Genomic DNA, 10,798 nt, shown 5'->3' on the forward strand with positions numbered 1-10,798 from the left:
CTCCCCACCCTGGTGTCCCCGAAGGAGTCGCGATGATCTGGGTCGCCTGGCGCCAGGCCCGCACCGGCGGTTACGGCCTGCTCGCGGTCACGGCCGCGTTCACCGCCCTGGCGCTGCTCGAACGCAACCATGAGATGGCGGGCATGACCCGGAGCCTGTCGATCTACCTGAGCCTCTTCGTCGGAGTGCTGCTCGGCGCGCCGCTGCTCGCGCAGGAGTTCGAGCACGGTACACACCGGATGGTGTGGACCCAGGGTGTCACCCGGGGCCGCTGGCTGGCCGGCCGCTGCGTTGTCGCGCTGGCCGCCGGGCTGGTCGCGACCGCGGCCGTACACGCGGCAGTGATCACGGTTGCCGAGGGGGGTCGGCCGGACATCCTGCCGTACCCGCTGGGAAGCCTCGGTACGACGGGACTGACGCCGTACGCCAGAGCGGTCTGGATGGTGCTGCTCGGGCTGCTTGCCGGCGCCCTGATCCGCCGCACGGTCGGGGCGGTGGCGGTGACCGCCGGCGGCTGGATGGCGACCCAACTGCTGTTGGACGCGGGGCTGCCCCGCTGGTTGCCGCGTGGCTGGCGGGACGACTTCTGGGCCGTCCAACTCGGTACCGCCGGGCTGCTGGTCGGGCTGAGCGCGCTGGCGCTGGTCGGCACGCTGATCGCGCTCGGTCTCCGGCCGGTCCTGCCGGGGCGGCGGCCCCGGATCGCGCTGGTGCGCGCGGCGCGGGTCGGGTCCGGTTGACCCGACCGACTACCTGACCGCCTGCCTTTGGTCGCCCGCGTGACCGCCCGCCTTTGGTCGCTAGCGTGACCGCCCGCCGTTCCGCCCGCCTGACCGCCACCGCAAGCCGCCGGTCGCTCCGGCCGGACGAAGGAGCCCGCATGACCACGCCCCGAACGCGCTCCCGGCTCGCCGTTCCCAGCCTGCTGGCCATCATCGCGCTGACCGTCACGGTCGCGGTGGTGAACGTCTCCAACGACGCCACCGCGACCGAGAACGGCGTGGCGGCCCGGGCCAGGGCACGGTTCAGCGCGAGCCTGCCGGCGCCGACCGGGCCCTATCCGATCGGCACGGTGGCCTGGGAGCTGCCCGGTGCCGGACGCCCGGATCCGTGGCGCCCAGGGCGGGACCGCGACCTCACCCTCCAGCTCTGGTATCCGGCGGACGGTTCCGGAGCACCGGGGGTGGGTCGGCCAGCCCCGGCGCCCTGGGCCCATCCGAACGTCGCCCGCCATGCCGCACAGCGCTACGGATTCGCCCCGGAAAGCCTCGTCGATCTGCGGGGCCACGCCACCGAGGCCGCACCCGTCCGGGCCGACGGCGGCGCACTGCCCGTCCTGGTCTTCTCACCGGGCGACGGCGGCAACCGCACCGACAACACCGCGCTGACCGAGGAACTCGCCAGCCACGGCTACCTCGTGGTCGCGATCGACCATCTCGGCGACGCCCTGGAGGGGTCGACGCCGGACGGGCAACTGGTGGCCCGGACAAAGCCGGAGCTGCCGGAGGACATCCGACCCGAGGAACTCGGTGGTCCGGCCGTCGTGACCCAGGTCGACGTACGGGTGGCGGACGTGCGAGCCGTACTCGACGCGCTCCGTCGGATCGGAACGGCGGATCGGGGCGCGCCGGCAGGGCTGCCTGGACGGATCGACCTCGGCCGGGTCGGGGTGTTCGGACATTCGCTCGGCGGAGCCACCGCGGCGGGGGCGATGTTCGTCGACGACCGGATCCGGGCCGGCGCCAATCTGGACGGCCTGGTCGCCGGGCCGGTCGCCACCGAAGGACTGGGCCGGCCGTTCCTCGTACTGCGCCAACCGCGGCACACCACCAGGATCGACCCGTCCTGGCGTACCTTCCTGCCGGCGTTGCGCGGCTGGCACCGCCTGGTGACCATCGCCGGATCCGGCCACTACTCCTTTGCGGACCTGGGCCTGTGGACCCGGCAGGCGGGAGTCGACCTGCGGACCACCGAGGAGACGTACCGGTTCAACTTCGGCACCGGCGACAACCGGCGGGCGACGGAACTGGCCCGGCAGCTTCTGGTCGCTTTCTTCGACGTACACCTGCGCGACCGTCCGGTACCGCCACTGCTGGCCGGACCGGCCGCCGGGAATCCGGAGCTGACCTTCGGCTGAGCCCGCGTCGTCTCGCCCCCGCTCGGACCGACCGGACTGAACCGCGGCGGACCGAACCGGATCGGGTCTGGTCGGGTCGGGTCGGGTCGGGTCAGTGCACCCGGACCGGGCGGGCGGTGTCGATTCTGGCGGTCACCTCGAGCCGGCTCGGCGCCAGGCCGGAGGTGTCCCGGAACCGGTCGACCGCCGCCGACACGTGGTCCCGGACCACCGCCAACCCGGCCCGGGAACTGAGTTGCAGTTCGATCCAGAGCTCCGGTCGGGGCGCCGTGCCGGCCAGCCTGACGGAGGCCTTGCGAACCAGCGGATCCCGGGTGAGATCGCGTTCCAGGCCTCGGACCAGGCGGGCCCCGCGAACCCGGGTCGCCCCGGGCAGCACCGGTTGGCCGTCCGGGGGATTCTCCCGGACGGCTCGCAGATCGAGGTCGCCCATCGCGGGGTAGCGGCGGGTCCGGAACTGCCGGTTGAGCATGTCGAAGCCGAGCCAGGCGAAGGCCAGTCCGAGTACGCCGAGGACGACCAGCCCCCACGGATCGATGTCACGCCACAGGTTGAGCAGACCCGACCAGAGCAGTGGCGCCTTCTCGTCGACGCCGGCCAGGTGGCCCAGGCTGGCGATCAGCCCGACCACGCCGATGGCGGTCAGCACGATGCCGATCACCGTCCAGAGCACCCGCAGCGCGCTGTTGGTCATGGTGTCACCCCGCGTCGTAGCGTCGCCGGCACATCCGGCTGTTGCCTCGCCGGCACATCCGGCCGTTCCGATTTCCGCCCGTGGCCGGGATCATGCCCGGACTCCTGGGTCGGCGGACCTGGTACCCGATCGGACCATCTCCACCCCGACGGAATCGTCCGCCGATGCCCCCAGCCGTTCCAACTCGTGCCGGATCGCGTTCTCCACCTCGGTGCGGGACGAGTCCGCTCCGACCGCCCGGATCCGGGTCCGCCAGCCGATCCCGTCCCGTCGAACCCGGGCGCTCGCGGACGCCACGCCGGGCACCGCGTCCGCGGCGATCGCCAGTTGCCGTTCGACCGAGCGGCGTTGGAGATGCCAGCCGTCGGCCAGCCGGGTCGGCAGCCGGTCGGGCTTCCAGCGCAACAACTGTCCGGCGAGGATCAGCAGACCGAGTACGCCCAGTCCGATGACGACGGTCCGGACCCAGGCGTTCTCCAGACGTACGGTGGTGAGCGTGTCGTACCAGCCGGTGCGGTCCACGACCAGCGACGGCCGGTTCAGCGCAACCGTGACGACCTCGGCGATCAGCAGTAACCCGCCTCCGAGCAGGGCCAGCGCCAGTGCCAGGGCGGCCAACCGGTTGACCAGACGCACCGTCAGCTCCCCGCCATGGCGGTGGCCGGCACCGGCAGGTCGATGTCCTCGACGACCACCTCCACCGACAGACGCCGACCGAACCCGTCCAGTACCTTCCGGACCGCGTTCCGGATCTGCTCCGCCACCGGTGCGATCGGCACCGGATCGACCTCGACGTGCACCTCCACCGGATCACCGAGCCGAACTCCGGTGATCTTGCCGCCGGGGAACTGGGTCGCCACCTCGACACCCGTCCCCGGGGTCAGCCGGGTCACGCCGGGGACCGCGAGCACCGCCGCCGCGACCGCCGCCGCCACGGTCGCCGGATCGGCCCGCTGCTCCTGTTCTTCCCCGCCCCGCTGCTCCTGCTCGTGCCCAGCCGGCCGCTCGTACCCAGCCGGCCGCTCCTGCCCGTGTCCAACCTGCTGCTCCTGCTCTCTGCCGGCCCGGTCCGTCGGCGATCTCGTGGCCGTCGCCGTACGGCTGCCCTTCGCCGTCGAGCCCGCCCCCGCCCGCCTGCTCATCAGGCCTGCTGCTGACGGTTGTCGTTGTCCTGGTCGCCCTCGACGAAGACATCGTCGACGTTGATGTTCACCTCGGTGACCCGCAGGCCGGTCATCGCCTGCACCCGGTCGACGACATTCCGGCGTACCGCGTCGGAGACGTCGACGATGCTCTGCCCGTACCAGGTGACGATGTCCAGGTCGATGGCGGTTTCGCGCTCGCCGACCTCGACCGAGACGCCCTGCCGGATCGTCTCGGAGGCCCCCGGTACGAGACCGCGCAACTGGCCGACCCGCCGGGCGAGTCCGGCGCCCATCGAGTGGACGCCGGGAATCTCCCGGGCGGCGAATCCGGCGATCTTGGCGACCACACCCTCGGCGATCCTCGTCTTTCCGGCGTCCGTACTCAGCTGGGCCCGGGCCGGTTGCCCGCCGTCCGATCGGCCCATCCGGCTCGGCGACCTGGTTTTCTCGCGGTTGTCGTCCCTGGTGGCGGTGCTGGTATCAGCCATTTCCTACCCCCATCTGCTGCCTCCTGGCTCGGTCCGGTGCGCCTCCCGACAGCGCTCAGCGCCGTCGGGACGCGGTAGCTCGATCGGCCAGGCCGGCGACGGTGATGTCGCCGTCGATGACCCGTACGGCGAGCCACCCGACCAGACCGGCGAGCACGGCGCCCGCTGCCGCGCCGAAGCCGGCGATGGCCCAGACTGCCGCGATGAGGAAACCGATGACGAAACTGAACTGTTGACGGGACATGCGTCCTCCCGGTGAGCGTGCGGCAGGTCGGCACTGGCTTACACGCTGGAGAAGGAGTCGAACCCCGGCGGCCCGAGGTTCTGTGTGATCTGCGCCACACCCGGGCGCGGGCGTCGACAGTTCGACCCCGGTAGCGTCGCTGAATGCGTCTCGTCAAGTACACCCACGCCTGCGTCCGACTCGAACAGGACGGGGCCGTCCTGGTGATCGATCCCGGGGTCTGGAGCGAGCCGACGGCACTACGCAGAGCCGACGCCGTACTGGTGACACACGAGCACGTCGACCACATCGACGTACTGCGGCTGGCTGGCTTGAACGTTCCGGTGTACGCCCCTGCCGGAGCGAAGATCCCGGATCTCGCACACGTTCCGGTCGAGCCGGACCAGGAATTCACCGCGGCCGGTTTCCGGGTACGCGCACTAGGCGGGCGACACGCCGTGATCTACGGAGGTCAGCCGGACTGCGCCAACCTCGGATATCTGGTCGAGGACCGGATCTACCATCCCGGCGACTCGTTGCACCGGCCGGAGGTTCCGGTCGAGACGCTGCTCGTTCCGGTGCACGGCTCGTGGCTGAAGACCGACGAGGCGATCGACTTCGTCCGCGCCGTCGCGCCGGAGCGCGCGTACGGCATCCACGACGCCCAACTCAACGATCGCGGCCTGGGGAGCGCGCACGGGTGGCTCGCCGAGCGGTGCGGCCACGACTACCGCTGGCTCGCGCCCGGCGAGACGGCCTGAGCCGACGCCGGGCGCCGCTGGTGCACCAGCCGGGCGCCGCCGCTGCACCGGCCGGGTGACGCCTCCGCCGCTGCGCCAACCGGACGCCTTCGCCGCTGCGCCAACCGGACGCCTTCGCCGCTGCACCGGCCGGGCGATGCTCAGCGTGCCGGTCGACCGACCATCGCGATCATGTGCGTCGCGGCTCAACCGGTCCCGCCGGGACCCGCCGGGCTACCGCGCCGCTCGGTGCGGCTGTCCACGATCGCGGCGACCAGCGCGACCAGCACGAAACCGATGGTCACGAGCAGCGAGTCCCGAAAGGCCCGTGACCAGCCGTTGTGGGTGGAAGCGAGGGTGGTGAAGAAGACGGCGCCGACCCCGGCGATCCCGGCGGCCGCCCCGATCCGCTGACCGGTCTGGAGCATTCCGGCGGCGCTGCCGGCCTGGGCGACCGGTACCTCGGACAGTGCGAGGTTCTGGTTCGGGGTGATGACCAGACCACTGCCCAGCCCGGCGACCAGCAGCGGGAGGGCGGTGGCGAACGGAGCCCCGTGCCCGGGTACGTAGTGCAGGGCGAGCACCACGCAGGCCAGTCCGAACGCGACGGTCGCCAGGCCGATGGCGACCAGCGGACGACCGAACCGGTTGACGATCCGGCCGCCGAGGGCGGCGGTGAGGGCCGAACCGAGCGCGAACGGAGTGATCGCCAGTCCGGCCTCCAGCGCGGTGTAGCGCAGGCCGCTCTGCAGGAAGAGCGTGAAGAGGAAGAAGATGGCGACGAAACCGGCGAAGTAGAGCAGCCCGATCAGGGTGCCGAGCGAGTACGAACGGAGGCGGAACAGGGCGAGGTCGAACAGCGGCTCGCGGTGACGGCGGTACCGGAGCTCCCAGCCGACGAAGCCGAGCAGTACCAGCAGACCGGCGGGGATCAGCAGCCACTTGAGCCAGCCCTGCCACTGTTGTCGCTGCACCAGTGGCAGCAGCAGCAGGACGACGCCGAGGCCGAGCAGGAGTACGCCGACCGGGTCGAGACCCCGCCGTGCGGCGGGCCGTGAGGAGCGGGTCGGGAGCACCCGCCAGGCGAAGAACATCGTGAGGATCCCGACCGGGATGTTGACGAAGAAGACCCACCGCCAACCGTCGTGCTGACCGCCGAGCTGGATCAGGGTGCCGCCGAGCAGCGGACCGACCCCGGTGGAGATGCCGATGGTGGCTCCGAGCAGTCCGAACGGGCGCCCTCGGTCAGATCCCCGGTAGAGCTGCTGGATCAGCCCGATCACCTGCGGGTTGATCAGGCCGGCGGCTACGCCCTGGAGTAGTCGGGCACCGATCAGCCAGGCCGGCGAATGAGCCAGGCCCGCGGCCGCACTGGTCAGGGTGAACAGCCCGAGGCCGACGATGAAGACGTTGCGCCGCCCCCGGATGTCGCCGAACCGGCCGGCGGGGACCAGGATCAGGCCGAAGGTCAACGCGTACCCGGACAGGATCCACTGCAGGTCGCTCGGGTTCGCGTGGATGGCCTCGTCGATCGACGGGATCGCGACGTTGACGATGCTCACGTCGAGCAGCGTCATGAACGCGGCCACCAGGCCGACAGCCAGCGCCTGCTTGCGGCGTCGACCGCTGATCCGGTCGCTCTGATCCGCGGGGCTGTCCGGCGTGACCGGCGGGTCAGCCGGGCCGCGCCGTCCGGCGCGTTCCGGTGGATTGCCGTCTGCCACGCTCAATCGGCCCCCGCTGACTTACGCCACAAACAGCACTCACCAGGGACACAGTACCCCAAACCACACCGACACCCGCCCGCCGTGCGGGGGCGTGGTCGGCATTTTCGCGGGGCCGGAGGACGCGGCTGCGCCGGTGGCTGTCCGCCCAGGCTCAGCCGAGGTGTTGCGAGCACCACCGTGGGCCGAAGTCCAGACCCTCCAGCGGAGAGTCCTCGCGGTGCAGCAGGTTCTTCTCCCCGAGTACGTGCAGTGGCGTCGTCAACTGCTCCGGGGGTAGCCCCACCTCCTCCGCGATGGCCTCCGGGAACGGCACCTGCCCCCGTGCCTCCAGCGTGGTGACCGCCTGGTACACCCGCTGTTCGATGTCGCTCAGATGTAGCTGTTGCATCGTGACCTCCTCGCCCGAGCACAGCGCGTCGGGCAGTTCGCGAGGCCGCGATTACCCACGGAACCGGCGATGATGCGTCCCCGGACCCGACCCGTCGGTGACCGGTGTCCCATTCCCGGAGGCGGCGAGGTCGTCCCCTAGGCTGCTACGCGTGACTTGGGACGTGGCCGTGATCGGTGCCGGGCCGGCCGGGCTCTCCGCCGCGTTCGCCGCCGCGCGGGCCGGAGCACGGACGGTCGTACTGGAGAAGGCCGAGCATCCGCGCTACAAGACCTGCGGCGGCGGCCTGATCGGCACCTCCCTGGCCGCCGCGGCGGCCAGGATCGACGTACCCGCCGACGACCAGGTGGATCGGGTGACGTTCACCGCCGACGGCCGGCGGAGCTTCACCCGCCGGCACGGGCCGGGGCAGCTTCTGACGATGGTGCGGCGCGAGGAGTTCGACGACCGGCTCCGGGCGGCGGCGGTCGAGGCCGGCGCCGAGATCCGGCAACGGGTCGCGGTCCGCGGTGTCGAGCAGGACCCCGAGCGGGTACGGGTCAGGCTGGCCGACGGCTCCGAAGTCGTCGCGGGAACGGCGATCGGGGCCGACGGTTCCGCCGGAGTGACCGCCCGACAGGTAGGGGTGGACTACTGCCAGGTCGATCTCGGGCTGGAACTGGAGATTCCGGTCCCGGCCGAGGTCGCGCAGCGGTGGCGCGGCAGGCTGCTGCTGGACTGGGGCCCGCTGCCCGGGTCGTACGCCTGGGTCTTCCCGAAGGGTGACCGGCTCACCGTCGGCGTGATCGCCGGGCGGGGCGAGGGTGAGCGGACCCGACGCTACCTGCGGAACTTCGTCGACCGGCTGGGGCTCGGTGGCCTGGAGCCGGTCCACGACTCGGGCCATCTGACCCGGTGCCGCAGCACGGAATCGCCGCTGCGTCGGGGCCGGATCCTGGTCGCCGGGGACGCGGCCGGGCTGCTGGAGCCGTGGACCCGGGAGGGCATAAGCTTCGCGCTCCGCTCGGGCGCGTTCGCCGGTATGGCTGCGGCGAGCGGGGACCTCGACGGGTACGTCCGGTCGGTGCACCAACAACTCGTTCCGTCGATGCGCGCCGGCCACCAGATCCTCGGCGCGTTCTCCCGGCACCCCGGCGTCTTCCACACGATGTTGGCCACCCCGCCGGGCTGGCGGATGTTCGCGGCCTTCTGCCGGGGCGAGACGACGTTCGACCGGACGCTGGACCGACGTCGGGTACGGGCGGCACTGGCGCTGCTGAGCTGATGCCCCCGGATGGGTCGTCACCTCCCGGAACATGTCACGGGCAGGGCCCATCGTCACCGGGGAACGCCAAACAGGAGGGCGCGGGATGACTGCGGGACCGGTCGGCGACGTCACCGGCGGAAACGTCGGTGCCATGAGGTCGGAGCTGGTGCCCCGGTTGGAGGTGTTCCGGGGCGAGCTGACCGGATACTGCTACCGGATGCTCGGTTCCGCCTTCGACGCCGAGGACGCCGTGCAGGAGGCCATGGTGCGGGCCTGGCGGAACCTCGACCGGTACGACGAGGACCGGGGGACGTTGCGGTCCTGGCTGTACACCATCGCCACCAACATCTGCCTGGACATGCTGCGCGGCGCGGGGCGCCGCGCCCGCGCGGTCGACCTCGGCCCGTCGTGGTCCGCCGGCCCGTCTCTCGGACCGCCGCTGCCGGAGAGCGCCTGGGTCCAGCCGATTCCGGACCACCGGATCCTGGCGGCCGGCGCAGATCCGGCCGAGGTGGCCGTGCGGCGCGAGTCGATCCGGCTGGCGTTCGTAGCCGCGTTGCAGCACCTGCCGCCCCGGCAGCGCGCGGTGCTGATCCTGCGCGACGTGCTGTGCTGGACGGCCGAGGAGGTCGCTCGGCTCCTCGACACCACGGCGACATCGGTCTCCAGCGCGCTCCAGCGCGCCCGTTCGACTCTCAGGGGCACGGGCATGATCTCCGCCGGGCCGATCCGCCAGATGGACGAGGCGCAGCGGGCGCTGCTCGTCCGCTACTGCGACGCGTTCGAGCGCTACGACGTCGAGAACCTGGTCGCCCTGCTGCACGAGGACGCCACCATGTCCATGCCGCCCTTCGCGTGGTGGCTGCGTGGCCGGGCGGAGATCCGTCGGGCGATTCTGGGCTCGGGCGGAGCCTGCGCCGATGCGCGTCTGGTGCCGACGTCGGCGAACGGATCGCCGGCCTTCGGGCAGTACCGGAGAAGTGGACCGGATGGTGGCTATCAACCCTTCGCCCTCGTCGTCGTCGAGACCTCGGGCGAACTGATCAGCGGGATAACGACGTTCCTCGATCCAGAGCGCCTCTTTCCGCTCTTCGAGCTGCCGATGACCCTCGAAGCCGAGACCCGGATCTGAGTTCCGTCGTCGTACCCGCCGATGCGGGGCTCCGCCGAACGGCCCGTCCGCCTGGGCACACTCTTTTCCGACGGACCGATGAGTTCTTCTCCGCCACTTCGTAGTAACCGGAGAGGGCGGGCCGGACCCACCCCGACGTCTGTCCCGGAGATCGAAAGGTCGAATACACGATGGCGGAGCCCGTAGAAGTCAATGGCGTCCCGGCCGAGGCGGAGTTTCCGACCGGTCTGAGCAGTCCGGCGCGGCGGGCCCTCGCCGCCGCCGGCTACCGTCGCCTCGAACAGCTCGACGGGGTCAGCGAGGCCGACCTCCTGCGGTTGCACGGGATGGGGCCGAAGGCGATGGGGCAGTTGCGTGCAGCAATGGCGCTGCACGGATTGTCCTTCGCGGGGGCGTAGCTGAGCCGGCGGAGTCGGGTGTCCCGGGGCGGCGGTCACCGGAGTGCGGGCCGCAGTCTCGACATTGCGCCCTGCGTACGCCGTGTCGATCGTCGCGCCGGGGTGGCTCTCGACCGGCTCGTTCCCGGTGTCTGGTTCGGGTTCATGATCGAGTTGGTGCGGTGGAATGTTGGCGGGGGGCCGGTCGTTACATTACCCGTACGACCGAGTACCACGGCCCGTGACCTGGGCCGGACGGTGGCGGGCCGGGAATGACCCAGCCTCCTCGGTCGTTACATATTGTGTTCGGCGGAGTACCCCCCAGTACCGGTCGGGCATCTGTGGTCCCCGGGACGTGATCCTGGTGCGGGCCAACGAGTTCCATTGACATCCCACGTCCCCCTGTGGGGTGTTCATCCCCGAGTGGAAGGTAACCATCGTGAAGAACACGACTCTGTTCAGCCGATGGCTCCCGGCCATCGAGCAGACTTCGATCATTCG

At 71.3% G+C, this 10,798-nt stretch carries 13 protein-coding genes; 6 read left to right on the plus strand and 7 right to left on the minus strand.

The features are described 5' to 3' along the window. Nucleotides 1–32 precede the first annotated feature (32 nt). Together I0C86_RS35030 and I0C86_RS35035 are read left to right on the plus strand one after the other, a co-directional pair. A complete protein-coding gene (locus I0C86_RS35030; RefSeq protein ID WP_196205600.1) occupies nucleotides 33–740 on the plus strand; it encodes an ABC transporter permease subunit in 708 nt (235 codons plus the stop codon). Nucleotides 741–880: 140 nt separating this feature from the next. Then, on the plus strand, nucleotides 881–2,137 hold the full coding sequence (locus I0C86_RS35035; protein ID WP_196205601.1) for an alpha/beta hydrolase family protein: 1,257 nt from the start codon (nucleotides 881–883) through the stop codon (nucleotides 2,135–2,137). 91 nt (nucleotides 2,138–2,228) lie between these two features. On the opposite strand, the gene I0C86_RS35040 is transcribed toward I0C86_RS35035, so the two are convergent. The 5 genes from I0C86_RS35040 to I0C86_RS35060 all read right to left on the minus strand — a co-directional run bounded on the left by I0C86_RS35040 (nucleotide 2,229) and on the right by I0C86_RS35060 (nucleotide 4,708). Next, nucleotides 2,229–2,831 carry a hypothetical protein gene (locus I0C86_RS35040; RefSeq protein ID WP_196205602.1) on the minus strand — a complete coding sequence of 201 codons (603 nt, stop codon included), beginning with the start codon at nucleotides 2,829–2,831 and terminating at the stop codon, nucleotides 2,229–2,231. A gap of 90 nt (nucleotides 2,832–2,921) precedes the next feature. Next, nucleotides 2,922–3,467 (minus strand): DUF6286 domain-containing protein, encoded by a 546-nt coding sequence (locus I0C86_RS35045; protein WP_196205603.1) that lies wholly within the window; start codon nucleotides 3,465–3,467, stop codon nucleotides 2,922–2,924. 2 nt (nucleotides 3,468–3,469) lie between these two features. Next, nucleotides 3,470–3,973 carry a hypothetical protein gene (locus tag I0C86_RS35050; protein ID WP_196205604.1) on the minus strand — a complete coding sequence of 168 codons (504 nt, stop codon included), beginning with the start codon at nucleotides 3,971–3,973 and terminating at the stop codon, nucleotides 3,470–3,472. Next, the gene (locus I0C86_RS35055; protein WP_196205605.1) at nucleotides 3,973–4,464 is read right to left on the minus strand and encodes an Asp23/Gls24 family envelope stress response protein; all 492 of its coding nucleotides are present in this window, start codon (nucleotides 4,462–4,464) and stop codon (nucleotides 3,973–3,975) included. Before I0C86_RS35055 ends, I0C86_RS35050 begins: the two co-directional genes overlap by 1 nt. Before the next feature lie 55 nt (nucleotides 4,465–4,519). Continuing rightward, nucleotides 4,520–4,708 carry a hypothetical protein gene (locus I0C86_RS35060; protein WP_196205606.1) on the minus strand — a complete coding sequence of 63 codons (189 nt, stop codon included), beginning with the start codon at nucleotides 4,706–4,708 and terminating at the stop codon, nucleotides 4,520–4,522. Nucleotides 4,709–4,851: 143 nt separating this feature from the next. Here I0C86_RS35060 and I0C86_RS35065 point away from each other — a divergent pair, with 143 nt between their 5' ends. Beyond that, nucleotides 4,852–5,448: an MBL fold metallo-hydrolase gene (locus I0C86_RS35065; RefSeq protein WP_196205607.1), complete on the plus strand. Its 597-nt coding sequence runs from the start codon at nucleotides 4,852–4,854 to the stop codon at nucleotides 5,446–5,448. Nucleotides 5,449–5,633: 185 nt separating this feature from the next. Here the strand turns inward: I0C86_RS35065 and I0C86_RS35070 are convergent, their stop codons facing one another. Together I0C86_RS35070 and I0C86_RS35075 are read right to left on the minus strand one after the other, a co-directional pair. Further along, on the minus strand, nucleotides 5,634–7,004 hold the full coding sequence (locus tag I0C86_RS35070) for an MFS transporter (RefSeq protein ID WP_196205611.1): 1,371 nt from the start codon (nucleotides 7,002–7,004) through the stop codon (nucleotides 5,634–5,636). Between the two features lie 301 nt (nucleotides 7,005–7,305). Beyond that, on the minus strand, nucleotides 7,306–7,542 hold the full coding sequence (locus tag I0C86_RS35075; protein ID WP_192769847.1) for a hypothetical protein: 237 nt from the start codon (nucleotides 7,540–7,542) through the stop codon (nucleotides 7,306–7,308). A 151-nt stretch (nucleotides 7,543–7,693) separates the two neighbouring features. Between I0C86_RS35075 and I0C86_RS35080 the strand changes: the two genes are divergently transcribed. The 3 genes from I0C86_RS35080 to I0C86_RS35090 all read left to right on the plus strand — a co-directional run bounded on the left by I0C86_RS35080 (nucleotide 7,694) and on the right by I0C86_RS35090 (nucleotide 10,318). Beyond that, the gene (locus I0C86_RS35080) at nucleotides 7,694–8,806 is read left to right on the plus strand and encodes a geranylgeranyl reductase family protein (protein ID WP_196205608.1); all 1,113 of its coding nucleotides are present in this window, start codon (nucleotides 7,694–7,696) and stop codon (nucleotides 8,804–8,806) included. A gap of 85 nt (nucleotides 8,807–8,891) precedes the next feature. Further along, nucleotides 8,892–9,920: a sigma-70 family RNA polymerase sigma factor gene (locus tag I0C86_RS35085; RefSeq protein ID WP_196205609.1), complete on the plus strand. Its 1,029-nt coding sequence runs from the start codon at nucleotides 8,892–8,894 to the stop codon at nucleotides 9,918–9,920. Nucleotides 9,921–10,090: 170 nt separating this feature from the next. Continuing rightward, nucleotides 10,091–10,318 (plus strand): helix-hairpin-helix domain-containing protein, encoded by a 228-nt coding sequence (locus I0C86_RS35090; RefSeq protein WP_196205610.1) that lies wholly within the window; start codon nucleotides 10,091–10,093, stop codon nucleotides 10,316–10,318. Nucleotides 10,319–10,798: the final 480 nt, after the last annotated feature.

Source organism: Plantactinospora alkalitolerans, assembly GCF_015690345.1.
Lineage (GTDB): Bacteria > Actinomycetota > Actinomycetes > Mycobacteriales > Micromonosporaceae > Plantactinospora > Plantactinospora alkalitolerans.

Coding starts and splice junctions, on each gene's coding strand:
- I0C86_RS35090 (WP_196205610.1), top strand. CDS start 10,091: ATGGCGGAGCCCGTAGAAGTCAATGGCGTCCCGGCCGAGGCGGAGTTT.
- I0C86_RS35060 (WP_196205606.1), bottom strand. CDS start 4,708: ATGTCCCGTCAACAGTTCAGTTTCGTCATCGGTTTCCTCATCGCGGCA.
- I0C86_RS35050 (WP_196205604.1), bottom strand. CDS start 3,973: ATGAGCAGGCGGGCGGGGGCGGGCTCGACGGCGAAGGGCAGCCGTACG.
- I0C86_RS35070 (WP_196205611.1), bottom strand. CDS start 7,004: ATGACGCTGCTCGACGTGAGCATCGTCAACGTCGCGATCCCGTCGATC.
- I0C86_RS35065 (WP_196205607.1), top strand. CDS start 4,852: ATGCGTCTCGTCAAGTACACCCACGCCTGCGTCCGACTCGAACAGGAC.
- I0C86_RS35085 (WP_196205609.1), top strand. CDS start 8,892: ATGACTGCGGGACCGGTCGGCGACGTCACCGGCGGAAACGTCGGTGCC.
- I0C86_RS35055 (WP_196205605.1), bottom strand. CDS start 4,464: ATGGCTGATACCAGCACCGCCACCAGGGACGACAACCGCGAGAAAACC.
- I0C86_RS35035 (WP_196205601.1), top strand. CDS start 881: ATGACCACGCCCCGAACGCGCTCCCGGCTCGCCGTTCCCAGCCTGCTG.
- I0C86_RS35030 (WP_196205600.1), top strand. CDS start 33: ATGATCTGGGTCGCCTGGCGCCAGGCCCGCACCGGCGGTTACGGCCTG.
- I0C86_RS35040 (WP_196205602.1), bottom strand. CDS start 2,831: ATGACCAACAGCGCGCTGCGGGTGCTCTGGACGGTGATCGGCATCGTG.
- I0C86_RS35075 (WP_192769847.1), bottom strand. CDS start 7,542: ATGCAACAGCTACATCTGAGCGACATCGAACAGCGGGTGTACCAGGCG.